At 70.7% G+C, this 23,096-nt stretch carries 21 protein-coding genes and 1 pseudogene; 18 read left to right on the forward strand and 4 right to left on the reverse strand.

The features are described from left to right. The first annotated feature begins 17 nt into the window (after positions 1-17). Positions 18-4,274 carry an FxSxx-COOH system tetratricopeptide repeat protein gene (fxsT, locus tag HUX53_RS42275; protein WP_176404512.1) on the forward strand — a complete coding sequence of 1,419 codons (4,257 nt, stop codon included), beginning with the start codon at positions 18-20 and terminating at the stop codon, positions 4,272-4,274. A 348-nt stretch (positions 4,275-4,622) separates the two neighbouring features. Then, positions 4,623-4,838 carry a DUF397 domain-containing protein gene (locus HUX53_RS43065; RefSeq protein WP_369009207.1) on the forward strand — a complete coding sequence of 72 codons (216 nt, stop codon included), beginning with the start codon at positions 4,623-4,625 and terminating at the stop codon, positions 4,836-4,838. Between the two features lie 66 nt (positions 4,839-4,904). Here HUX53_RS43065 and HUX53_RS18795 read toward each other — a convergent pair whose 3' ends face one another. Then, positions 4,905-5,114 carry a DUF397 domain-containing protein gene (locus HUX53_RS18795; protein WP_176404514.1) on the reverse strand — a complete coding sequence of 70 codons (210 nt, stop codon included), beginning with the start codon at positions 5,112-5,114 and terminating at the stop codon, positions 4,905-4,907. A 385-nt stretch (positions 5,115-5,499) separates the two neighbouring features. Here HUX53_RS18795 and HUX53_RS18800 point away from each other — a divergent pair, with 385 nt between their 5' ends. From HUX53_RS18800 to HUX53_RS18815, 4 genes are all read left to right on the forward strand, one after another. Next, positions 5,500-5,898, forward strand: coding sequence for a PGPGW domain-containing protein (locus tag HUX53_RS18800; RefSeq protein WP_176404515.1), 399 nt, complete (start codon positions 5,500-5,502; stop codon positions 5,896-5,898). Positions 5,899-5,948: 50 nt separating this feature from the next. After that, positions 5,949-7,244, forward strand: a complete 1,296-nt coding sequence (locus tag HUX53_RS18805) for an AAA family ATPase (protein WP_176404516.1) — start codon at positions 5,949-5,951, stop codon at positions 7,242-7,244. Continuing rightward, the gene (locus HUX53_RS18810) at positions 7,220-8,449 is read left to right on the forward strand and encodes a tetratricopeptide repeat protein (protein WP_176404517.1); all 1,230 of its coding nucleotides are present in this window, start codon (positions 7,220-7,222) and stop codon (positions 8,447-8,449) included. The genes HUX53_RS18805 and HUX53_RS18810 overlap by 25 nt, the downstream gene beginning before the upstream one ends. Before the next feature lie 121 nt (positions 8,450-8,570). Beyond that, positions 8,571-8,981, forward strand: coding sequence for a hypothetical protein (locus HUX53_RS18815; RefSeq protein WP_176404518.1), 411 nt, complete (start codon positions 8,571-8,573; stop codon positions 8,979-8,981). A gap of 15 nt (positions 8,982-8,996) precedes the next feature. Here HUX53_RS18815 and HUX53_RS18820 read toward each other — a convergent pair whose 3' ends face one another. Together HUX53_RS18820 and HUX53_RS18825 are read right to left on the reverse strand one after the other, a co-directional pair. Further along, entirely contained in the window at positions 8,997-9,875 is an 879-nt protein-coding gene (locus tag HUX53_RS18820; protein WP_217919604.1) for a fumarylacetoacetate hydrolase family protein, read from the reverse strand. Next, positions 9,872-10,660, reverse strand: a complete 789-nt coding sequence (locus HUX53_RS18825) for an SDR family NAD(P)-dependent oxidoreductase (RefSeq protein ID WP_176404519.1) — start codon at positions 10,658-10,660, stop codon at positions 9,872-9,874. Before HUX53_RS18825 ends, HUX53_RS18820 begins: the two co-directional genes overlap by 4 nt. Before the next feature lie 126 nt (positions 10,661-10,786). On the opposite strand from HUX53_RS18825, the gene HUX53_RS18830 reads away from it, so the two are divergent. From HUX53_RS18830 to HUX53_RS18840, 3 genes are read left to right on the forward strand one after another with little or no spacing between them, the layout of a single operon-like run. Beyond that, positions 10,787-11,395 (forward strand): TetR/AcrR family transcriptional regulator, encoded by a 609-nt coding sequence (locus HUX53_RS18830; protein WP_176404520.1) that lies wholly within the window; start codon positions 10,787-10,789, stop codon positions 11,393-11,395. After that, entirely contained in the window at positions 11,392-11,589 is a 198-nt protein-coding gene (locus tag HUX53_RS18835; protein ID WP_176404521.1) for a ferredoxin, read from the forward strand. The genes HUX53_RS18830 and HUX53_RS18835 overlap by 4 nt, the downstream gene beginning before the upstream one ends. A 1-nt stretch (position 11,590) precedes the next feature. Continuing rightward, positions 11,591-12,850: a cytochrome P450 gene (locus HUX53_RS18840; protein ID WP_176404522.1), complete on the forward strand. Its 1,260-nt coding sequence runs from the start codon at positions 11,591-11,593 to the stop codon at positions 12,848-12,850. A 50-nt stretch (positions 12,851-12,900) separates the two neighbouring features. On the opposite strand, the gene HUX53_RS18845 is transcribed toward HUX53_RS18840, so the two are convergent. Next, complete coding sequence (locus HUX53_RS18845) at positions 12,901-13,626, reverse strand: SDR family oxidoreductase (RefSeq protein WP_176404523.1); 726 nt, start codon at positions 13,624-13,626, stop codon at positions 12,901-12,903. An 82-nt stretch (positions 13,627-13,708) separates the two neighbouring features. Between HUX53_RS18845 and HUX53_RS18850 the strand changes: the two genes are divergently transcribed. The 9 genes and pseudogenes from HUX53_RS18850 to HUX53_RS18890 form a co-directional block, all read left to right on the forward strand. Further along, positions 13,709-14,548, forward strand: coding sequence for a LysR family transcriptional regulator (locus tag HUX53_RS18850; RefSeq protein WP_176404524.1), 840 nt, complete (start codon positions 13,709-13,711; stop codon positions 14,546-14,548). Between the two features lie 20 nt (positions 14,549-14,568). After that, positions 14,569-15,006, forward strand: a pseudogene (locus HUX53_RS18855) (siderophore-interacting protein); the annotation flags it as partial. 89 nt (positions 15,007-15,095) lie between these two features. Continuing rightward, positions 15,096-15,773, forward strand: coding sequence for a response regulator transcription factor (locus tag HUX53_RS18860; RefSeq protein ID WP_176404526.1), 678 nt, complete (start codon positions 15,096-15,098; stop codon positions 15,771-15,773). Between the two features lie 117 nt (positions 15,774-15,890). Next, positions 15,891-17,888 carry a hypothetical protein gene (locus tag HUX53_RS18865; protein WP_217919606.1) on the forward strand — a complete coding sequence of 666 codons (1,998 nt, stop codon included), beginning with the start codon at positions 15,891-15,893 and terminating at the stop codon, positions 17,886-17,888. Positions 17,889-17,905: 17 nt separating this feature from the next. Next, complete coding sequence (pelF, locus tag HUX53_RS18870) at positions 17,906-19,330, forward strand: GT4 family glycosyltransferase PelF (RefSeq protein WP_217919607.1); 1,425 nt, start codon at positions 17,906-17,908, stop codon at positions 19,328-19,330. After that, positions 19,327-20,712, forward strand: coding sequence for a hypothetical protein (locus tag HUX53_RS18875; RefSeq protein WP_176404528.1), 1,386 nt, complete (start codon positions 19,327-19,329; stop codon positions 20,710-20,712). The genes pelF and HUX53_RS18875 overlap by 4 nt, the downstream gene beginning before the upstream one ends. 15 nt (positions 20,713-20,727) lie before the next feature. Continuing rightward, positions 20,728-21,720, forward strand: a complete 993-nt coding sequence (locus HUX53_RS18880) for an SDR family NAD(P)-dependent oxidoreductase (protein ID WP_176404529.1) — start codon at positions 20,728-20,730, stop codon at positions 21,718-21,720. An 11-nt stretch (positions 21,721-21,731) separates the two neighbouring features. Then, positions 21,732-22,448 (forward strand): sugar phosphate nucleotidyltransferase, encoded by a 717-nt coding sequence (locus HUX53_RS18885; protein ID WP_176404530.1) that lies wholly within the window; start codon positions 21,732-21,734, stop codon positions 22,446-22,448. Continuing rightward, on the forward strand, positions 22,445-23,096 hold a 652-nt coding region (locus tag HUX53_RS18890; protein ID WP_176404531.1), incomplete at its 3' end, for an NAD(P)-dependent oxidoreductase. The genes HUX53_RS18885 and HUX53_RS18890, both read left to right, overlap by 4 nt.

Below are 23,096 nucleotides of genomic sequence, written 5' to 3' on the forward strand. Positions count from 1 at the left end.
CCTTCAGATGCATCCGCTTGATCCGGATCTGCCCGATCCGCGCGCCCGTCTTCGGCCGCGCGCTGACCACCGCGGGCGCGGCCTGCGCCTGCGGAACGCCCAGGGCGGGCGCCCCGCCGCCCGCCACGGTGAATTCCTGGCCCGCGCCGGCCGGCGGCGCGCCCGCACCTCGGCGGCAGCCGGCGCCGGAACGGAACGGGCACGCCGTCCCGGCCCCGTTCCTGTTCTCCGTGCGGAGCGACCCGTTCGCCGGGGTCCGCCCGCTGGCCGACCGGCGCCGCCTCGAACAGGCGCTCCGCCCCTTCAAACGGGCGGTCGCGTCCCGCCGGGGCGAGGTCGAACTGGACGACGAGGCGACCGCGACCCGCGCCGCCCAGGACGAACTCTGGCTGCCCCAGACGCGTCCCGTCCGGGAACGCTGGCTCGACCTCGATGTCGTCGTGGACGACGGGCGGCTGGCCGCGCTCAACCGGCCGACGACCGACCGGTTCATCGACTGCCTCGGCTCGGTCGGGGCCTTCCGCACCATCCGCACGCATCTGCTCGACACCGACATCGGCGAGACCGGGACGCTGGCACTGCGCGAACCGGGGCCGCTGGCCACCGTGCATGCGGCGGCCGGGCTCGCCTGCCGGGGCGGCCGCGACCGGCGGCTCATCTTCGTGCTGACGGACGGGATCGGGGACGCCTGGCACACCGGGGCCGCCCAGCGGCTGCTGGCGGAGTGGGGACGGCACGCGCCGGTCGTGGTGATCAACCTGCTCGCCCGGCGCCAGTGGCGGCGCACCGGCCTCGCCACCCGCCCCGCCAAGCTGTACGCGGCGGGACCCGCGGTGGCCAACCACCGCTACCGCGTGCGCTACCCCGCGACGCCGTTCGGCGGCGACCCCGAGACCGCGGCGCGGGACGCGGATACCGCGCACGTGCACGTCCCCGTGATCGAGTTGCATCCCGGCCGGCTCGCCGGCTGGGCGCGGTTCGCGGCGGCGCACCACGGCGGCTGGTACGGCGCCGTCGCCGTCTGCGGCGCCGCCGTGGAAGCCGCTCGGCCGCCGGATCCGGAGGACGACGGGGACGCCGCGCCCGCGGCGGAGTCCGCGTCGGAGATCGTCCGGCGGTTCCGCGCGGCGGTCAGCCCGACCGTCTACGCGCTGGCGGTGCACCTGGCGGCGGCACCGCTGAACGCGCCGGTGATGCGGCTCGTCCAGCGCACCATGCTCCCGGACTCGCGGCCCTCGGACCTCGTCGAACTGGTCGGCAGCGGCCTGCTGCACCGGGTCGGACCCGATCGCGGGGCCGCCGCCGAGGCGCGGGACGAGGTCGTCTTCGACTTCGCTCCCGGAGTGCGCGACGAGCTGCTCGCGAGCGGGCGCCGGTCCGACACGACCCGGGTGCTGACCACGGTGGCCCGGCATCTGGGCGACCGGATCAGCGGGCTGCACGAGCTGGCCGGGCTGGTCACCGCGCCGGAGCGAGGTGAATTGCCCGAATTGACCGCGGAACTGGTGCCGTTCGCCATGCCGGCCCTCCACGTGTTCAAGGCGCTCGCCGGGCCCTATCTCCGGCCGGCCCGCGAGTTGGACGCCAAACTCAACCGCAATAATTACCTTGATCCAGATATAGACGTCCGGGACGCGGGAAGGACCGGCTCCATGCAATCGCTGGACATCGCCGCTCTCGAAGAGCTCACCGGGCCAACGGAAACCGTCAAGGACGCCCCCCACCTTGGAGTCGGTGTGACAGTTCGAAATATTCCGGAAAAAACCGGACGCAGGCCAGGTGAACCACCACCCGTCTGGGGAAATGTACCCCCCCAGAACATCAGTTTCACCGGGCGCGAAGAGTTGCTGGAGCAATTGCACGAGCGGCTTTCGCTGGGGACCACCGCGGTCCTTCCCCAGGCCCTGCACGGAATGGGCGGCGTGGGCAAGTCCCAGATAGCCATCGAGTATGTATACCGTCATATGGCGGATTATGATGTGATCTGGTGGGTCAGATCAGAACGTCCGGGACAAATCCAGCAGGACCTCACCGAACTGGCCGCCGAACTCGACCTGCCGGTCAGCCAGGAGGTCAACGTCGCGGTCCCGGCCGTCCGCGAGGCGCTGCGCCTCGGCCGCCCCTACCGCAACTGGCTGCTGGTCTTCGACAACGCCGAGGAACTGCAGGACGTCCGGGACTTCTTCCCGACCAACGGCCCGGGCAAGATCCTCGTCACCTCCCGCAACCAGGACTGGACGAAGGTCGCCAACGCCCTGGAGGTCGACGTCTTCGCCCGCGAGGAGAGCAAGGCGCTGCTCCGCCTGCGCGGCCCCGAACTCGCCGACGCCGAGGCGGACGAGCTGGCCGAGGTGCTCGGCGACCTGCCCCTGGCGATCGCCCAGGCGGGGGTCTGGCTCGCGGAGACGGGCATGCCCGTCGACGAGTACCTGCAGCTGTTCCGGGAGAAGCACGAGAAGGCCGCCGAGCTGCTGGCGGACGCCGCGCTGGTGGCCAACGAGCTGCCGGTCGCCGCGGCCTGGAACGTCTCCCTCGACCGGCTGCGGACGAGCGACCCCGCGGCACTGCAGCTCCTCCAGGTCTGCGCGTTCTTCGCGCCGGAGCCGATCTCGCTGCGGATGCTGGCCGGCTCCCGCAACGTCGACGGCCCGCCCGAGCTGGTGGACGCGCTGGGAGACCCGGTCAAGCGGGGCCGGGCGATCCGTGCGATCAACCGGTACGCGCTGGCCAGGATCAGCCACAAGCACAACACGATCATGCTGCATCGATTGGTGCAGCGGGTGCTCGTCGGGCAGATCCCCGCCGGCGAGGCCGAGGAGCTTCGCCGGTGCGGCTACCAGCTGATGGCGAACTTCGACCCGCGCGACCCGGTCGTGCCGGTCAACTGGCGCCGCTACGCGGATCTGCTGCCGCACGTCCACTACTCGGGCATCGTCGGCTTCGACGATCCGTGGACGCGCCGGCTCGTCCTCAACGAGATCGACTTCCTCTACCAGTGGGGCGACCACCGGGGCTTCCTCGAACTGTCGGAAACGGCGGTCAAGACCTGGACCCAGCTGCTGGGCGACGGCAACGAGCAGACGCAGGAGGCCATGCTCCACCTCGGCCGCGCTCTCCGCCTGCACGGACGGTTCGAGGAGGCGTACGGCACCCACATCCGGGTCCGCGACATCCGTGCCGAAGAGCACGGCATAGATGACGAACGCACGATCGAGGCACAGCGCTTCGTGACGACCGATCTGCGTTATATGGGGCACTTCAAACAGGCTCTCGAACATGACAAGCGTTCCTACGAGACGCTGCGCCGAATGTACGGCGACGATGACCCGATCACGCTTGAGCAGGCGCATCTCTATGCCATCAGTCTCCGGCTCAACGGGGACTTCCAGACGGCGTGCGATCTGGACCGGAAGACCTACGGGCACCTGATGAACGTCCTCGGTGAGAACCACATCCGGACCCTGTCGTCCCTGGCGGCGATCGCCGTGGACGAGATGGAACTGGGCCACTTCGACGAGGCCAGGGAACTGACGCGGCAGAACTCGCAGGGCATCGAGAGCGCCTTCGGCAGCAGCTTCGCCGGTCTCGCCGAAAGCCTGACGTCGTTCTCGGTGATGGAGCGCAAGGCGGGCGACCACCAGCGAGCGCTCGAACTGTCCACCGAGGCGCTCGAACGGTACAACGAGAGGTTCGGGGAATACCACCCCGGCTCGATCTCCGCAGCGCTCAACCACGCGGTGAACCTGCGGCAGGCCGGCAGGCTCGACGACTCGATTCGGCTCGCGCGTGTGACGGCGAAGAACTTCCTGCGGATGTTCGGCCCCGAACACCCGAACACACCGACCGCCAACATCAACCTCGCGGTCGCCCTCCGGCTGAACGGACGGCTCGAAGAGGCGAGGAAGCTGGACGAGACGGCGCTGGACGTCCTGACCCGGGTCCTTGGCGCCGAGCACCCGCGCAGCATCGTCTGCGCGATCAACTTGGCCAGCGACCACTACGCGCTCGGAAATTTCCAGGAGGCCGTGGAACTGGATCGGAAGGCACTGGAGCAGGCGCGCCATGTCCTTGGCGAGGAGCATCCCACCATGCTCGCGTGCATGCTCAACCTCGGGCTCGATCTGCGGGCCCTGGGGGAGGATCAGGAGGCCGACGAGTTGACGGCGAACGCCATCGACGGCATGCGCAGGGTGCACGGCCCGCAGCACCCGGCCACCATGGCCGCTCGTGAGGGACTCCGCGCGGACTGCGACATCTACCCGATTCCGGTCTGAGTCGAACCCCGAGCGTGCGACCGGAAGTGCAGCCGCCTTCCGGTCGCACGCTCTCTGACTTGGAGTTGTTTCAATCGCGGGCCGACTGGGTAAGAAACCAATCCTGGTGTCGCGTCCCGGTGGCGGTCGGTCGGTAATTGCCGGATCTGGACATGACTATGCTCCCCACGTATAGTAGGGGAGCAAATTTGTATGTCCGTACGGGATTGTTCTTATTTTTGGCAATTATTCGTCGATCACGCGAGCATCGCGGAATCCGGCCGATCCGACCGCCGAGGATCGGGTCTTCGGACAGCGCCGTCCTTCCTCACGAGAACCACCGCGATGCTCCCGAGGACGGAAGAGGTAATGGGCGGTCAAGGAGACTGGGACAAGGCGTCATGGCGCAAGAGCAGGAGATCTGGCTCGGATGGCTCCGGGAGTTGCGTCTCCCTTGCCGCCTCCGCCTCTTGCGGAGCCATCCGGGACACCAAGAACCCCCATCGGACGACGATCATCCTGCCCAGGGCCGTCTTGCGCGCGATGTTGGACGACATCAAAGATGGAGCCTTTGACCTTCGGTGACGCAGTCGCATCGCCGGTCGGAGGCGCGGCGTGCACCGCGGGATCCGCGCCTCCGCTCTCGTCCGCTCAGGCCTCGAAGGCGTCGGCCTTCACGGCGCCGATGAACGTGCGCCAGGAGTTTACGGACAGCGACAGCCGCGGGCCTTCCGGGTCCTTGGAGTCGCGGATGGCGCGGGTGCTGCCGATGGACGCCACTTCCACGCACACCCCGAGGTCGGGGTCGCTGCTCCGGCTGCTCTTCCTCCAGACGGGCGTGGACGCATTGGGGTCGGTCATGCGCGAATGCTCCCTGTGATCAATTCCGGCGCCTCGGGAAGTGCGTGTGGCAGTCCGGTGGCGCTTGGACGGGAATAACCTATCGTATGGAGCATGCTTTTCCGCCATTCCTTGTGGCGCCTTTGTGTGAGATGTTTTCATCATTGCCGTCCCGTGTTCGGCGATGAAGTGTGAAATGTCCGATGAGTGGCAATTCCCGAGAGGGGCGCTTGTCGATTCGGTGCGGAGCCGATTGCGGCCGGCGGTCGGCCGCATGTTCTTGGGTGTGGCGCGGGGAAGTCCGCGGTTTTGGGGTTTGGCGGGGGTGTTGTGCGCAAGATCTAGCGTTGTAGGGGCATGGTGAGTGGGTGGAAGGCGGTTCGGGGCCGCCTCGCCGGGAGGTGTGATGGGGTACGGGAGGTCGGCCAGGCGGGGGGCGGTGCTGGTCGGTGGGGGGACGGTGCTGCTGGCCGGGGTTGCGCTGCTGGTGCTGCCCGGGCCGGGGTTGTTGCTGGTGCTGGCCGGGCTGCTCATCCTCGCGCGGGAGTTCCCGGCCGTCGATCGTTACGTCGAGCCGGTGCGGGAGCGGGCGATTCAGGCGGCCGAGGAGAGCGTGACGTCCTGGTGGCGGCTGACCGGGTCGATCCTGACGGGGCTGGGGCTGATCGCGGCGGGGATCGTCTGGGGGCTCGTGCCCGAGCTGCCGTTCTCGGGGTGGAGTACGGGGTCGGGGCTGATCCTGTCCGGGTTCATCCTTTTCGGGCTGCTGTACTGGAGCTATCTCCGGGTCAAGGGCCGCGCCTGACATGGCATCATCGCCCGAAAGTGTCTCCGGCGGCGGGAGGGCTGACGCCTGTGACGGATCGGGGAGCGCTGGACGCGCTGCGGCAGGCGGTCCGGGTGTCGCCGGACAACCTGCCGCTGCGGCGCCACCTGGCAGAACAGCTGCTGGACGCGGGGCTGCTCATAGACGCGGAGGGCGAGTACCAGGCGGCGCTCGTGCTGGCGCCCGACGACGCCGACCTGGCGACCGGGCTCGCTGAGGCGTTCCTGCGGCAGGGGAAGAGCGGTGCGGCGCTCGCCGCGCTCGATCGCGTCGGGGCTGGGCAGGGGCCGGCCAAGGCGGGGATCATCGTGGCGAAGGCGCTGGTCGCCGAGGGGGACGTGGCCGGGGCGCGGCAGCGGTACTGGGAGGCCGTGGCACGGGACGCCTCGCTCGCTGATGCGGGGTTCGAGGCCGAACTCGGGCAGGTGGCCGTGCCGGCGCCGGACGGGATGCCGGACGAAGAGGCGGTCACGTTCGCCGATGTCGCGGGGATGGAGCAGGTCAAGCAGGCTTTGCGGATGAAGCTGCTGCTGCCCGTCCAGCACCCGGAGATGTTCGCCGCCTACGGGAAGCGGGCCGGTGGGGGTGTGCTGCTCTACGGGCCGCCCGGGTGCGGGAAGACGCACCTCGCGCGGGCCGCCGCGGGGGAGCTGGGCGCCGCGTTCATGAACGTGGGGCTGTCCGACATTCTCGACATGTACATCGGGTCCAGCGAGCGGAACCTGCACGGCATGTTCGAGGCGGCCCGCAGGAGCAGCCCGTGCGTGCTGTTCTTCGACGAGGTCGACGCGCTGGCGGCGCGGCGGTCGGACATGCGGCACGCGCACAACCGGCAGATCGTCAACCAGTTCCTCGCCGAGATGGACGGCGTGGAGAGCGGCGCCAACGAGGGCGTGCTGATCCTCGCCGCCACGAACGCGCCCTGGTATCTGGATGTCGCGTTCCGCCGTCCCGGCCGGTTCGACCAGATGGTGTTCGTCCCGCCGCCGGACGCGGAGGCCCGCGCGGCCGTCCTGGCGCTGCTGTGCCGGAAGGTGCCGCTCGCCGAGATGGACTTCCGGGCCGTGGCACAGGCCACCGACGGGTGCGCCGGCGCCGACCTCAAGGGCGTCGTGGACCGGGCGGTCGAGGCGAAGCTGCAGGAGGCGATGCGGGCCGGCCGTCCGCTGCCGCTGTCCACCGCCGATCTGCTGGCGGCGGCGCGGGCGGTGCGTCCGGCGGCGGTCGCAGAGTGGATGGGGACGGCGCGCAACTATGTCATGCACGCCAACGAGAGCGGCGTTTGGGACGATCTGCTGCCGTGGATCGGCGGCAAGCGCCGGTGACGACGCCGTCCGCGAGCCGGGTGAAGGCACGGGTCGCGCGGGCCGAACTGCTGCTCCAGCTGCGCCGGCCCGGGGACGCGGAGCGGGAGGCGCGGGCGGCGCTGGCCGAGGATCCCGATGGGGCGGGCGGTCACATCGTCCTCGCGTTGGCGCTGTCCGCGCAGGGTGACACCGACCGGGCGCTGGAGGAGGCGAACCGCGCGGTCGCCGTCAGACCCGGGGCCTGGCTGCCGCACTGGACGGCCGGTGCCGTCCTCTACGAGGCGGGGCGGCATCGTGAGGCGCTGGCCGCGTTCCAGCACGCGCTGGCGTGCGACCCGGACGAGCCGGTGATCTACGAGCAGCTGGCCCGCAGCCACTACGCCCTGGGCGAGTGGAGATTCGCCGCGCAGGCCGCCGGGGAGGGGGCTCGGCTCGCCCCGGAGGATGCCGACCTCGCCCAGATCCTGGCGCTCGCCCTGGTCGAGGTGAACGACGACGCGGGGGCGCTGCACCACGCGGCGCGGGCGATCCGGCTGGCTCCGGAGGCCGCGAGCGCACACCGAGTCTACGGGCTCATCGCGCAGGTCCAGGGCGATCATCGGGCGGCGGCGGACGCGTTCCGCGAGGCGCTGCGCCTTGCTCCAGAGAGCGGGTCGCACCTGTTGCTCGGCGCGCTCAAGCAGCGCAATCCTCTGCACCGACTCGACCGTGCCTTGGCGCGGGTTCGGACGCTGCCGCGCAAGCGCATCGCGTTGTGCATGGCGATGGCGGTGCTGGCGCCCTGGTTCGCGGTCATGCTCCTGCTCACGCTGGTCATCTGGGTGAACTGGGCGCTTCAGGCCGTTCTGTCGCTGTGGATGCGGCGTGACCCGTCCGTCCGCCTTCTGCTGCCCGGCGCCGAGGTCAGAGCGGCCCGAATCAGTGTCGCGGCCTTCTGTGCAGGAGCCATGCTGATCACGGCAGGGTTCTGGGCACCCGTGCTCATCCTCGGCGGGATCGCCGTGCTCGCGCTCATCACCCCCGTCCAGGAGACGACCCTGCTGGACGGACGGAGCCGCACCGTGTTCGCCGCAGCGGCCGGAATACTCGGCGCGTTCCTGGCAATGCTGATCCCGCTCGCGCTCATCGTCCCGCACCTCGAATGGGTTCCGGTCGCGACCCTGCTGAGCTGCTACGCCGCGCTGGGATCGACCTGGCCGGCGATGTTCCTGCGCGCCCGCTGAGGACGGCCGTCCGGATGTGGTCATCGTCCGAGCCGCAATCCTGCCGAAAAGGTGCGCTCCGTTTGATCCGTGGCCCGGGTATCACCGTGCAATGGGTATGGGCATAGTTCTTCGACTTCTCGTGGCCGCCGGACTCGCGGCCGACGCCATCGTGCACTGGCGGTTCGCGCCGGACATGGCCCCCGGGCCGAACACCCCGGACAACGTCATCCCCGGCGACGACCTCTTCTACGCGCAGGCCATCGCGGCGGCCGTGGCCGCCGTCCTGGTCCTGGTGTGGGCGCGAAGATGGACGTACGCGATCGCGTTCCTCGTCGCGGCGAGCGCCGCCGGTGCCGTCCTGCTGTACTACTTCGTCGACTTCGGGCAGCTCGGGCCGATCCCGCGCATGTACGACCCGCAGTGGTACACCGACAAGACGATCAGCTTCACCGGCGAGGCCGTCGCGACGATCGGCGCGCTCATCGGCTTCTTCACCGTCCACCGGAAGGAGCCGGTGGAATCGCGTTCCGCCGGCGCGCCGGTGGGCTGACGCGGGCGGCGGGCCTCACCAGCCGAGCTTCTCCGGTGCGGGCTCGCCGTGGGCGTCCTGCCAGGAGACGACCGGGTTGCGCAGCGTCCCGACGCCCTCGATCTCGGCCTCCACGACGTCGCCCGGACGCAGGTAGAAGTCGAACGGGTCCGGCTGGACGGCGGCGACGCCCGACACGGTGCCCGTGGTGATGATGTCGCCCGCGCTGTAGGTCTGCGGTGAGTGGTACGCCACCAGGTGCGGGATCGACACGCGCATCTGCCCGGTGTGCCCGGTCTGCCGGGTCTCGCCGTTCACCCGCAGCTCCATGGCGAGGTTCTGCATGTCGCCGATCTCGTCGGCGGTGACGATCCAGGGGCCGATCGGGCAGAACGTGTCGATCGCCTTGCTGAACGAGAAGACGCCGGACTCCATCTCGCGGCGCTGGATGTCGCGGGCCGTGACGTCGTTGAACACCGTGAACCCGGCGATGTGCTCCAGCGCCTCCTCAGGCCCGAAGAACTTGCCGGATTTGCCGATGATGACGGCCAGTTCCAGCTCGTAGTCCAGCTCCCGGGTGAGGTGCTCGGGGTAGACGATCGGGTCGTCCGGGCCGATGATCGCGTCGACGTTCTGGAAGAACACGATGCCCTTGTGCACCGGATGCGACCAGTTGACCGCCTGCAGCTCCCTATGGTGGTCGGCGAAGTTGCCGGCCGTGTGGAAGAACTTCTTCGGCTGGATGGGCGCGCGGAGCCGAACGTCCGCCAGCTTGAGCCGCTCCCCGGTCTCGTCGGCCGCCCCGCCGCGCTCGAAGAACGCCCGCGTGGACGGGACGTCGAGCTCGATGACGTCGTCGCCGTCCAGCCGTCCGACCCGGCCATCGTCGAAGGTGATCAGCTTCAAGCGGCTCACGCCCCGACCATGTTGAACCCGCCGTCGGCCAGCATGTAGGCGCCCGTGATGTGGGAGGCGTCCTCGGTGGCGAGGAACAGGGCCGTGCCCGCGACTGCCTCGGGCGGCGGGATCCGGCCCATGGGCGTCTGCGCGATGAGCTTCTCGCGGCGTCCGGACTCCCAGTCCTCGCGCTCCAGCGTGGCGCCGGTCTCCATGAAGCCGGGCGCGAACGTGTTGACGCGGACGGATGGTGCGAACGCCGCCGCATACGACTTGGTGATGCCGAGCAGCCCGTACTTGGCGGCGGCGTACTGGGGTGCCCGCGCGCTGCCCCGCACCACCACGGTGGAGCCGATGTTCACGATCGCCCCGTGGCCCTGGTCGAGCATGCGGGAGCCGAACTCGTGGGTCATGAGCAGCGTGCCCTTGACGTCCACGTCGATGACGCGGTCGAGGGACTCCTGCGTCAACTGGCGCCACGACATCTGCTCCGTCGCGACGTCCCCGACGTTGTTGACCAGGACGTCGAGCGTCCCCGCCTGCTCGAACGCCTCGTCCGCGAGCCGGCGGATCGACTCCCAGGACGCGATGTCGGCCTGCACGACGAACACCTCGCCGCCCGTCTCGCGGACGCGTTCGGCCGTCCGCTCCGCGCCCTGCTTGGAGCTGTTGTAGTGGACGCCGACCCGCGCGCCCTCCCGCGCCGCGCGGACGGCGATCTCCGCGCCGAACCCCGTACCGGCCCCCGTGACCAGCACCGTCTTCCCGGCTAACCGCGGGAAGATCTGCTGCTCCGTGCTCATTCGGCTCTCCTTGATCGGCACTCCGCGCCCAGAGTGTCCGGTCGTGTGGCCGCCGCGTCAAGACGCGGCGGGGGAACGATCCCTGGGGGCATTGACCCGGCAAATGAACGGTCGTTTAATTTCTCCATGGGACGCATCGCGGGCGTCACCGCGGCGGAGACCCGGGAACGGCTGCTGCGTGCCGCGGCCGAGGCGTTCGCCCGGCACGGCTATGACGGCGCGCGCGTCGCCGACATCGCGCAGGCGGCGGGCGTGAGCAACGGTGCGCTGTACGCGCACTTCGGCTCCAAGGCGGAGCTGCTGGTGGCGGCGCTCCGCACGCATGGCCGGCGGGAGCTGGCCGACCTGTTCGCCGCCGACCCGGACCGTCCGGTCACCGAACTGCTGCTCATCATCGGCCGCTCGCTTCCGCACCGCCGCGACGCCCGCGGCCACCTCATCGTCGAGGCGCTGGTCGCGGCCTGCCGCGACGCCGACGTCGCCCGCCTGATGCGCGACTACGTGGGCGAACGCGCCGACTGGCTCGCCGGGCTGGTCCGCATCGCGCAGGCCGGAGAGGAGATGGACGCGGCGCTCGCACCGAACGCGCTCGCCCATCTGTGCCTCTTACTGAGCATCGGCAGCGCGCTCGTCCCGCCCGACATGCATGCGGTAGGGGACGAGGAGTGGGCCGATCTGCTCGCCCGCATCGCGGTGGCGTTCACGCCGCCCGGCTCCGAAGGGGGAACGCAATGAAGGTGCACATCGACGCTGGACGCTGCCAGGGGCACGGCCGCTGCTACGACCTGGCGCCCGAGATCTTCGGCGAGGACGACGAAGGCTACGGGACGGTCCTCGGCGACGGCGTCGTCCCCGACGGCGGGGAGCAGGAGGCCCGGCTCGCCGTCGCGAACTGCCCGGAACGCGCGATCACCGTCGAGGAGGGCTGACATGGCCGCCGACGACCGCTTCTCCAGGACGCGGGACACCACCCCGATCGGCATCCGCAACGAGGTCGTCACCGGGCCGGTCGACGACTGGGCGACCGACTTCTCCCATCTGGAACCGGAATGGGCCGCCGACCCGTACCCGATCCAGGACGACCTGCGGCAGCGCTGCCCGGTCGCGCGGACCGATCGGTTCGGCGGCGGCTGGCTGCCCACCCGCTACGAGGACGTCGCCGCGATCGCCTACGACACCGAGCGCTTCACGTCCCGCTCGGTGGTGATGAGCAACTTCCGGCCGCCGGTGGACGTCGCCCCGGTGGGCGTCACGCCGCCGATCTCGTCCGACCCGCCGTTCCACCACGACGCGCGCAAGCTGCTGCTGCCGGCGTTCAAGAAGTCCGCCGTCCAGAAGCTGGAGGCGGGGACCAGGGCGTTCTGCCACGCACTCATCGACTCCTTCGCAGGCCAGGACATCGTGGACGCCGCGCACGACTACGCGCAGCACATCCCGATGCGGGTCATCGCCGACATGCTGGGCTTCCCGCCCGAGGACGGCCCCCGGTTCCGCGAGTTCGTCGAGAACACCCTCGAAGGCGTCAACCTGCCGCCGGACGAGCGCATCGCCCGCATGGACAAGCTGTTCGAGTACCTCTACGAGCAGATCCGCGACCACGTCGACAACCCGCGCGACGACCTCACCAGCTATCTGATCAACGCCGAGCTGTACGGGCAGAAGCTCGACGCGTCCCACGTGTCCGGGACGATGGCGCTCCTCCTGATCGCCGGCATCGACACCACGTGGAGCGCGATCGGCGCCTCCCTATGGCACCTGGCGAAGACTCCGTCCGACCGCGAACGCCTCGTCGCCGACCCGTCCCTGCTGCCGACCGCAATGGAGGAGTTCCTCCGCGTCTACGCCCCGGTCACGATGGCGCGCCTGGTGAAGGACGACATGAACTGGGGCGGCGTCGACATGAACGCCGACGACTGGATCCTCCTGTCCTTCCCGGCCGCCAACCGCGACCCGGCCCAGTTCGACCGGGCGGACGAGGTCGTCATCGACCGCGAGGTCAACCGCCACGCCGCCTTCGGCCTCGGCATCCACCGCTGCGTGGGCTCGCACCTGGCTCGAATGGAACTCCAAGTAGCCCTGGAGGTCTGGCTGGAAAGAATCCCCACCTTCACCTTGGCTGACCCATCAGCAGTGACCTGGGCGGCAGGCCAAGTCCGAGGCCCCCGCACCCTCCCCCTCCGCATCGGCTGAATACCGTGGCCTAGGCGGACACGTAGGAGTCGCCGCGGTCGCGGAACTCGCTACCAGGGGATGGGGCCGTCGTCGTCGAAGAAGGCGCCGGTGGGGCCGTCGTCGGGGAGTTGGGCCAGGCGGATCGCGGTCGCCGCGCCCTGCTCGGGGGTGCGGACGCCGCGGAAGCCGTTGAGGTCGGTCGCGCAGAAGCCGGGGCATGCGGCGTTGATCAGGATGCCGGTGCCGGCCAGTTCCTTGGCGTACTGGACGGTGACCGCGTTCAAGAAGGTCTTGGACGGTGCGTACGCCACAGCGATCGGGCCCGTCTCGGCGTCCGGCTCGTTCTGCCGCGTCAGGGAGCCGACACTGCTCGACATGTTCACGATCCGCGGGGCCGCCGCGCGGCGCAGCAGCGGCAGCATCGCGTTGGTGACGCGGATGACGCCGATCACGTTGGTCTCCACGACCGTCCGCATGATTTCGGGAGCGACCCTGGTGGGCTCCTGCCCCATGCCACCGGTGATCCCGGCGTTGTTGACGAGCACGTCGAGCCGCCCGCCCCGCTCCTCGATCAACGCCGCAGCCGCGGCCACGCTCTCGTCGTCGGTCACGTCGAGCGGCACCCCGAAGGCGTCGACGCCGTCCGCGCGCAGCTTGTCCACGGCGGCCTCCCGCCGTGCGTCGTCGCGGGCGCCGACGCCGACGCTCCAGCCGAGGGCGCCCAGCCCGGCCGCGATCTCGTACCCGATTCCCTTGTTCGCGCCGGTCACCAGCGCAATCGTCTGTTCGCTCATGCCACCGATCCTGCGTGCGCCCGGACTGAACCTCCAACACCGTCTGGGTGGGCGGTGATACCTCCCGGGTATGGTGGCGGGTATGGAGACGCGGGAGCTGCGTTACTTCGTCACCGTCGCCGAGGAACTGCACTTCGGCCGCGCCGCGGAACGGCTCGGAATCGCGCAACCGCCGCTCTCCCGGGCGATCCAGCAGCTTGAACGACGCCTAGGCGTGACACTCCTAGAACGCACCAACCGCGCCGTCGCACTCACTCACGCCGGGTCGGTCCTCCTCCGCGAGGGACGGGCGGCCCTGGACGCGGTCGAGGCCGCCGACCGCCGGACCCGCCGCGCGGCCCATGCGGAACCCAGCCTCGTCCTGGTCACAAAGGCCGCCGCGTCCAGCGAGCTCCTGCAGAAGCTGCTCGACGCATACGCCGCCGAACCCGGCGCGATCAACGTTGACATCCTCCTGTGCGGCCCCGGGGAGCAAGAGCGGCTGCTACGCGACGGCCGCGCCGACGTGGCGCTGCTGCACCGTCCGTTCGACTCGACGGCCGGCTTCGACACCGAGGAACTGCGCACAGAAGACCAGGTCGTGCTCCTGCCCGCCGGTCACCACCTGACCACCCGGCCACACCTCCGCATGGCGGACGTCACCGACCTGCCCGACCTGCCCCTGCCACGCTGGCCCGCGTCCGACGGCACCTACCCGGACGGCCCCGGCCCCCAGATACGAGACCACGCGCAGTTGCTGCAACTGATCGCCCTCGGCCGCGCCTCAGCGGTCCTTCCCGAATCGGTCCGAACCCACCTGCGCGACGGCCTGACCGCCGTCCCGATCCTGGACGCGCCAAAGGTGACAACGGTGATCGCGTGGCCCCCGCACAGCCGCTCCCAACCCCTGGCCCTCCTGGTCCGAACCGCCACCACCCTCTAGCCCCGCCCTGTACCGCCGTCCAGCCGGGCGACGAGATCCGTTTCACCGGGCCGGGCGGCGGCTACGTCCCCGACCCGGCCGCCGACTGGCATCTGCTGGCCGGTGACGAGAGCGCACTCCCCGCCATCGCCGCCTCCATCACCTGGCTGCACCGGAACGGCGCTTCGGCCGGCGCCGCCCTCGTCCGGGCGGTCGCCGACCTCGACTTCCCGCCCGGCACGGTGCAGGCGTTCGTCCACGGCGAGGCCGGTTTCGTGAAGCACCTGCGCCACCTCCTGCGCACCGAACGTGGCGTCCCCCGAGACCGCCTGTCCGTCTCCGGCTACTGGCGGCTCGGCCACGACGAGGACGGCTGGCAGGCGATTAAGCGCGACTGGAACCGCCAGGTCGAAGCGGAACAGGACGGTACCGGCCCCGGAATTGGAACGTTCCCGTGTCCCCATGCACGGCCAGAGTGAAATTATGAACACTTTTCATGCTGGCCGAATGCGGTTCCTGGCCTGCTCTGGTCAAGGAGCCGGTCAATGCCGTCCTCTATTCTTGGGGCATGTTCGATTCCGGGTCGGCGGCTGAATCGAAATCGGTTCGGGTGCTGGTCGTCAGCGATAATCCCGTGTCCCGGATCGGTTTTCAGGCGCTGCTGGATTCGGTGCGCGCGGTGGACGTCGTGGGCGGCGAGGCGGTCGGCCGCTGCGTGGCGGCCGTCCGGCTGCGGGCGCCCGACGTGGTGCTGCTGGACGCCTCGCCGCCGCCCGTGGACGCGCTCGACCGGCTGGCGCGGGCCGCCGGCGACCCGGTGCGGGTCGTCGTCGTGACGGCGGCGGGGGACTCCCATGTCCTCGTCCAGGCGCTGGCGGCCGGGGCGCACTCGTGCCTGGTGTACGGGCACTTCGAGCCGTCCGACCTCGCGGAGTTCGTGGTCTCGACCGGGCGCGGCATGTCGTGCCTGTCGCCGCCGGTGGTGGCCGCGGTGGTCCGGTGGCTGCAGGGCGGGACGCTGCGCAGCGACCCCGGGCTCACCGCGCGGGAGGCCGAGATCCTGGAGTTGATCGCCGCCGGGCTGACCAACCGCGAGATCGCGCGCCGGCTCGTCATCTCCGAGAAGACCGTGAAGAACCACGCGCACCAGATCTACAAACGGCTGGGCGCGGACGGCCGGGAGCACGCCACGGCGCGCTGGCGCGAGCTGAATTCGGCGTGCTCGGCCGACGGAAACGGGTCCTAGGACCGGCCCACTCCAAGACGGGACCATCGCCTTCTTTACTTCCCGGATAAGGGTGCCGCATGCTCGGGTGATCGAGTTCCGGAAGCTTCAATTGCCTTTCTATTCGGGGTGTGAGCGGTGTTGAAATTCAGTCGGCGTCGTTGCGCCGGGGTACTGCTCGCGGTCGTCCTGGCCGCCTGCCCGCTGCAGGCGGCCGGGGCCGCCGCCGGGCCGCGCATCGACCTGCGGGTGCTCGTCGTCACCAACGGCGCCGCCTCGGTGGAGGCCGTCGCCGAGCAGTTGGAGACCGAGGGCGTCCCGTACACGTCCGTCGATCTGCGTGATGCGAACCGGCCGGTGATCGATGATGCGTTCCTCTCCGACACGGTCGACGGGGTGGCGCGGGCCAAGTACCAGGCGGTCGTGCTGCCCAACGCGTCGCCGTTCGACAACGCGGCGGAGATGACCGCGCTCGCCGAGTACGAGAAGCGGTTCGGGATCCGGCAGCTCGACGCCTACGTCTACCCGTCCGCGGCCGTCGGGCTGCAAGTGCCCGGCTACTCCGGCTCCATGGACGGGACGACCGCCCAAGTCACCGACGCCGGACGCGCCGACGCGTTCCGTTACCTACGCGGGCCGGTGCGGTTTGACGACAACGCCGCCGACGTGGGGGAGAGCTACGGCTTCCTCGCCACGCCGCTGCCGGACGACCCGGCCTCCGGGCTGTCGTTCCAGCCGTTCATCACCGCGACGGTCGGGGCCACGACGGGCACGCTCGCCGGCGTCTACAACCACGATGGCCGCAGCGAGATGGTGCTGAGCTTCTCCGCCAACAGCGAGCAGTGGCACTTCCGGACGATCGGCCACGGCCTCATCACCTGGCTGACCAAGGGCGTCCACCTCGGCTACAGCCGCAATTACCTCGGCGTCCACGTCGACGACGTGTTCATGCAGGACTCGCGGTGGAGCACCGAGCACAACTGCACACCGGAGGAGGACTGCCCGGCCGGTGTGACCACCCCGGCGATCCGCATGACCCCGGACGATGTCGCGTTCGCCGCGCAGTGGCAGACCCAGAACGGTTTCGCGCTCGATCTGGCGTTCAATGGCGCCGGCAGCGATGAAGCCTTTCAGGAGCACGGCATCGACCCGCTGACGGACGCGTTCGTCGGGTCCCGCGACAAGTTCCGGTGGGTGAACCACACCTACGGACACGCGTTCCTCGGCTGCGTGCAGGACTTGAGGGTGAGGCCGTGGCGCTGCGTCAAGAACCCGCTCACCGGCCAGACCTTGTACGTCCCGCAGAGCGACATCAAGCAGGAGGTCACCCGCAACGTCGACTGGGCGGCCCTACACGGCATCTCGATCGACCCGGACGAGGTCGTCACCGGCGAGCACTCGGGCCTGCGGATCCTGCCGCAGCAGCCCGACGACAACCCGAACCTCGCCCCCGCCCTCGCGGACGCCGGCGTCAAGTGGCTCGCCGGCGACGCCTCGCGCGAGAAGGCGCAGCGCGAGGTCGGCGCGCTGCGGACCGTCCCGCGCCACCCGCTGAGCACCTACTTCAACGTCGCCACCCAGGCCGAAGAGGTCGACGAGTACAACTGGATCTACACGCGGCGGGCGGACGGCGGCAGCGGGCTCTGCGAAGACCATCCCGACACGATGACCTGCATCGCGCCGCTCGACCCCGCCACCGGGTTCGCGTCCCACATCGTCCCGACCGATGCGCGGATCACGCTGTCGCACGTCCTCGCCAACGATCCCCGGCCGCACTACGCGCACCAGTCGAACCTCACCGAGGGCCGCATCCTGTATCCGCTGCTCGACCGCGTCCTCGCCGAGTACCGGACGGCGTTCGCCGACGGTACGCCCCTCATGAACCTCCCCATGTCGGCGCTCGGCACCGAGCTGCGCCGGCAGGACGCGTGGCGCGACGCGGTCAAGAAGGGCGACGTGACCGCCTACCTCCAGGACGGGACGGTCCACGTCAAGCCGCCCGCCGGTCTCGACGTGCCGATGACCGCACCCGAGGGCACCTTCGACGGCGCGCAGCCGTTCGGGCAGCCCTACGCCGGTGAACGCTCCGACTACAGGGCGGGCGACGTCGCGCTCACGCCGCCGCCCGGGGCCTGACGTTGGAGATCACCCTGGTGACGGAGGGAACGTATCCGCACAACTTCGGCGGCGTGAGCGTCTGGTGCGACCAGCTCGTCCGGGGCATGCCGGAGCATTCGTTCCATGTCAGGGCGCTCACCACCACCGGCGCGCAACCGGTGGTGTGGGACCTGCCGGACCACGTGTCCGCCGAGTCCGTGCCGATGTGGGGGCCGCCCGCCGGGCGGCCCCCGTCCCGCACCGAGGCCCGCCGGTTCGAGCCGCTGTGCCGCTCGTTCCTGCACGCGGTCGCCGACCCGTCCGACGCCGAGGCCTTCCCGCACATCCTGCGCGGCCTGTTCGAGTACGGGCAGGACGCCGGCCTGAGCGCGGCGCTGCGCACCGAAGGGCCCGTCCGCTGGCTGATGGACGCCTGGACGGCCCGCGCGGACGAGTTCGACCGGATCGGCGTCCGGCCCACCGTCCACGATGCGCTCACCACCATCGACCTGCTGGAGCACCTGCTGCGCCCGCTGTCGGGCCCGCCGCCGCGCGGCGACGTGACGCACGCGGTGTCGAACGGAATCCCCGTCCTGCCGGGCCTCGCCGCGAAGTGGGCATATGGGACGCCGCTGTGCCTCACCGAGCACGGCATCTATTTGCGGGAACGCTACATCGGGCTGCGCCGCAGCCCGTACGCGTGGCCGGTCAAGGCGGCGCTGCTCGGCTTCCAGCGGCTGCTGTGCACCGCCGGCTACCGGACCGCCGACCTGCTCACCCCCGCCAACCACTACAACCGCCGCTGGGAGGAGCGCTGCGGCGGCGACCCGCGCAGCATGGAGACCGTCTACAACGGCGTCGACCCGGCCTCCTTCCCGGTGGCCGGCGCCGAGCCCGCGACGCCCACGCTCAGCTGGGCCGGGCGCGTCGACCCGATCAAGGACCTGGAGACGCTGATCCGGGCGTTCGCGCTGGTCCGGAAGGAGGTGCCGGACGCACGGCTGCGCATGTTCGGCGGCACCCCGGCCGGCGGGGAACGGTACCGGGCGCGCTGCGAGGCCCTCGCCGCCGACCTCGGCATCGCGGCGCAGGCGACGTTCGAGGGACGGGTCGACGACATCCGGGACGCCTACGCGGCGGGCACCGTCGTCGTCCTGTCCAGCATCTCCGAGGGCTTCCCGTACACGCTGATCGAGGCGATGACGTGCGGGCGCGCGACCGTCGCGACCGACGTCGGCGGGGTCACCGAGGCGGTCGCCGACACCGGTCTCGTCGTCCCGCCGCGCGCGCCCCGGCAGATGGCGGACGCGTGCCTGCGGCTGCTCGGCGACACGATGCTCCGCCGCCGCCTCGGCCGCGCCGCCCGGGACCGCGCGCTCGAACTGTTCACCGTCGATCGCGCGGTGGACGCCTTCCGCGCCATCTACACGGGTCTCACCGAACCCGCTGTCTTGGACGAGCCGGAGGTGAAGCTCGCATGACGCCCACCGGTGACGTCGACAGCCTGCGCGAACGCATGGCCGACCTGTGCGCTGGCGCCGTCGACCCGCTGGAGGTCACGGCCGGGCTGGAGGCCGAAGGCATCAACGACGACGCCGCCAAGGGCTACGGCCACCCGGACGTGTTCGCGCTCGCCGAGGACCTCTACGCCCGGACGCCGCGCCGCCCGCCGCAGCCGGAGACGTCCGAGGCCCCGTGGCGCGTCACGCCGTGGCGGCATCTGCTGCGCGGCGTCCTGTTCGGCCTGCCCGGCCTCTGCTACATCGGCGGCGCCCCGGTGCTGAACAACCCGGGCACCGGAGTACTCCTCGTGTTCTCGCTCTTGCTGTCATGGGCGTTGAGCCAAGGGACGGCGTACCTCGGATACGTCCGACTGGGGTCGGGGGAGCGGGCGGCGGCGTCCAGCGTCCTCCGGTACGGGCTCGGCACAGGTCTGCTGCTCGTCGTGCCGGTGACGGTCGGCGCCGGCATCCTCCTGGGGGCGGGGCCGATGGCGACGGCCTTGTGCGCAGGGTTCGGCTGCTACCTACTGGCGGCAACCGTGGTGCAGGTGAACGGCGCCGAAGTCTGGCTCCTGCCGGCGCTTGCTCCCGGCGTCGTCGCAGTGCTGATCCAAAGGAACGGTGCAGCGGTCTGGGGCGCATGGGCGGTGACGCTCGCAGCCACGCTCGCGCTGGCGGTCGTGTGCACGCGCGGAGCCGGCCGCCCGACCGTCACCCGCCGAGACGGTGCGGCGATCTGGCGTACATGGGGGCGTCCGGCCGTCAGCCGCCGGGACGTTGCGGCGGCGCTGCCGTTCGCGTTCTTCGGGCTGCTGACCGGCGGGCTGCTGACGTTCACGCTGCTGTGCGCGCGCGCCGGGCGACCCGTCCCGTCGGGTACGACGACGTCGGCGGTTCTGTCGCTCTCGCTGTCGATGGGCGGCGCCGAGTGGATCCTGTACTCCTACCGCCGCCGCGTCTACGACCTGTTGCGCGCGCACACCGGCATCGCGGAGTTCACGCGGGCCGCCCGGCTCGCTCTCGCCTCCGCGCTCGTCCGGTACCTGGCGTCGCTGCTGGCGCTCGTCGGCGTCGCCGCAGTGGTCGCCGGGCTCCCGGCGTCGGCGGTGACCGTGCGGACGCTCGGCGGCTTCGTCGCGCTTGGCTGCGCGTTCTTCCTCGCGCTCGTCCTCCAGGCGTGCGGACGCGTCCACGTCGTGCTCGTGGCTCACAGTTGCGCGCTGGCCGCCGAGACCGCCGCCGCGATCACCGTCCCGGACGTCCCGCCGGGGACGGTCCAGCTCGCCGCCGCCGGCGCGCTGCTCACCTTCCTGACCGCCTACGCGGGCCGCGTCCTCGCCCGCGCGACCTCCCATCGATAGAAGGGCAGGACCCCTATGACCAGCATGGTCGCCGTGACGGGAGCCGACGGATTCATCGGCTCGCACCTCGTCGAGACGCTCGTGGAACGCGGGCACCGCGTCAGAGCGATGGTCCAGTACAACTCGTTCGGGACGCGGGGCTGGCTGGACGCCCTCGCCCCCGACGTGATGGAGCGGGTGGAGGCGATACCGGGCGACGTCCGCGACCCGGCCTCCGTGCGTGACCTGCTCTACGGCGCCGAGGTCGTGTACCACCTGGCCGCCCTCATCGCGATCCCGTACTCGTACCGGGCGCCGCGCTCCTACGTGGAGACGAACGTGCTCGGGACGTTGCACGTGCTGGAGGCCGTCCGCGACCTGCGCACGCCGCGTCTCGTCCACACGTCCACGAGCGAGACCTATGGGACGGCGCAGCGGGTGCCCATCGACGAGTCGCATCCGCTGCAGGCGCAGTCGCCCTACGCGGCCTCGAAGATTGCCGCCGACAAGCTGGTCGAGAGCTACCACGCGTCGTTCGGCGTGCCGGCGGTGACGCTGCGACCGTTCAACACGTTCGGGCCACGGCAGTCAGCGCGTGCGTTCATCCCGACCGTCATCAGCCAGATCGCCGCCGGCGCCGACACGGTCGAGTTAGGCGCGCTGGATCCGACCCGCGACTTCACCTTCGTCCGGGACACCGCCGCCGCGTTCGCCGCCCTCGGCACGGCACCCGGCAACGTCGTCGGCGAACTGTTCAACGCCGGCACGGGCAACGAGATCTCGATGGGACGGCTCGCCCGAACGATCGCCGGCCTGATGGGCGCCGACCCCGAGTTCCGGACGGACGCCACCCGCGAACGTCCAGCGTCGTCCGAGGTCATGCGGCTGGTCTGCGACAGCGACAGGCTGCGCCACGCGACCGGCTGGCGGCACCGCCACACGCTCGAAGAGGGGCTCAAGGAGACCATCGAATGGTTCCTCGACCCCGCCAACCTGGCCCGCTACCGACCGTCCACCTACGCGATCTAGGGGGAGGCGCCATGCACGCCGTGATACTCGCGGGCGGCAAGGGCGTCCGGCTGCGCCCGTACACGACGACGCTGCCGAAGCCGCTCGTTCCCATCGGCGACGAGTACGCGATCCTGGAGATCCTCCTGCACCAGCTGTCCCGGCAGGGGTTCCGGACGGTGACGCTGGCCATCGGGCATCTCGGCCACCTGATCCGCTCCTACGTCGGCGACGGGGACCGGTGGGGGCTCCGCATCGACTACACCGCCGAGGAGTCACCGCTCGGCACCATCGGACCGCTGCTGACGATGCGCGACCGGCTGCCACCGCGGTTCCTCGTCACGAACGGCGATATCCTCACCGACCTCGACTTCGCCGGGCTGCTGGTCGAGCACACCGCGACGCGGCCGCCGCTGACCGTCGCCACCTATGCGCGGCAGGTCGCCATCGACTTCGGCGTCCTCACGACGAAGGACGGCCAGGTCGTCGAGTTCGCCGAGAAACCCACGCTCGACTACCAGGTCAGCATGGGCGTGTACGGGGTCTCCCGGGAGGCCCTCGACAAGTACGAGCCTGGGTTCCCGCTCGGCTTCGACGAACTCGTCCTCGACCTGCTCGCCGCCGGACGGCACCCGCGCGAGTACCGCTTCGACGGCTACTGGCTCGACATCGGCCGCCCGGACGACTATGACCGGGCGAACGCCGAGTTCCCGGCCCTGCGCCCGCAACTGCTGGAGGGCCGGGCATGAAGCGGATCCTGCTGATCGGCGCGACCGGGTTCATCGGACGGCACGTCCGGACGCGGGCGACCGCCGCCGGGTTCGAGGTCGTCGCCGCCTCGCGCGCCGCCGGGCCGGGCGACCTGCGGCTGGACCTGGCGGCGGGGCCGGTGAGCGTGGCGGCGGCCGTCCGCGAGTTCGCGCCGGACGCGGTCGTGAACTGCGCCGGGGCCACCCGCGGCGAACCGGCGGACCTCGTGCACGGCAACGTCATGGCCGTCGCGAACCTCGTCACCGCGCTCGCCTCGGCGGCTCCCGAGGCCCGGCTCGTCCATCTGGGGTCGGCCGCCGAGTACGGGAACGCCGAGCCCGGCACGCCCATCACCGAGTCGGCGCCGCCCCGGCCGCTCGGCGTGTACGGCGTCACGAAGCTCGCCGGGACGGAACTCGTCCGCGCCGCCGCCGGGCTCGACACCGTCGTGCTGCGCGTGTTCAACCCGGTGGGTCCCGGCTCGCCCTGCCCCACGCCGCGACCCACCGGGTTGAACACGCGCAGCACGACGGTGTCGAGACCGGCGGCGGCGCGGACGAGATCCGCCCCGCCTCTTCTACACATCCCCGATCCCACGAGACGGCCGCCTACATCGTTAGCCGACTTCTACTTGTACACAAAAAAAA

It is taken from the genome of Actinomadura sp. BRA 177, from assembly GCF_013372625.1.
Taxonomy (GTDB): domain Bacteria; phylum Actinomycetota; class Actinomycetes; order Streptosporangiales; family Streptosporangiaceae; genus Spirillospora.

Bases quoted from the DNA above. Each gene is read 5' to 3' on its own strand.
- HUX53_RS18850 (WP_176404524.1), top strand. From the start codon at position 13,709: ATGGAGACGCGGGAGCTGCGTTACTTCGTCACCGTCGCCGAGGAACTG.
- HUX53_RS18875 (WP_176404528.1), top strand. From the start codon at position 19,327: ATGACGCCCACCGGTGACGTCGACAGCCTGCGCGAACGCATGGCCGAC.
- HUX53_RS18880 (WP_176404529.1), top strand. From the start codon at position 20,728: ATGACCAGCATGGTCGCCGTGACGGGAGCCGACGGATTCATCGGCTCG.
- HUX53_RS18830 (WP_176404520.1), top strand. From the start codon at position 10,787: ATGGGACGCATCGCGGGCGTCACCGCGGCGGAGACCCGGGAACGGCTG.
- HUX53_RS18795 (WP_176404514.1), bottom strand. From the start codon at position 5,114: ATGACCGACCCCAATGCGTCCACGCCCGTCTGGAGGAAGAGCAGCCGG.
- HUX53_RS18840 (WP_176404522.1), top strand. From the start codon at position 11,591: ATGGCCGCCGACGACCGCTTCTCCAGGACGCGGGACACCACCCCGATC.
- HUX53_RS18825 (WP_176404519.1), bottom strand. From the start codon at position 10,660: ATGAGCACGGAGCAGCAGATCTTCCCGCGGTTAGCCGGGAAGACGGTG.
- HUX53_RS43065 (WP_369009207.1), top strand. From the start codon at position 4,623: ATGGGCGGTCAAGGAGACTGGGACAAGGCGTCATGGCGCAAGAGCAGG.
- HUX53_RS18845 (WP_176404523.1), bottom strand. From the start codon at position 13,626: ATGAGCGAACAGACGATTGCGCTGGTGACCGGCGCGAACAAGGGAATC.
- HUX53_RS18885 (WP_176404530.1), top strand. From the start codon at position 21,732: ATGCACGCCGTGATACTCGCGGGCGGCAAGGGCGTCCGGCTGCGCCCG.
- HUX53_RS18835 (WP_176404521.1), top strand. From the start codon at position 11,392: ATGAAGGTGCACATCGACGCTGGACGCTGCCAGGGGCACGGCCGCTGC.
- HUX53_RS18860 (WP_176404526.1), top strand. From the start codon at position 15,096: ATGTTCGATTCCGGGTCGGCGGCTGAATCGAAATCGGTTCGGGTGCTG.
- HUX53_RS18800 (WP_176404515.1), top strand. From the start codon at position 5,500: ATGGGGTACGGGAGGTCGGCCAGGCGGGGGGCGGTGCTGGTCGGTGGG.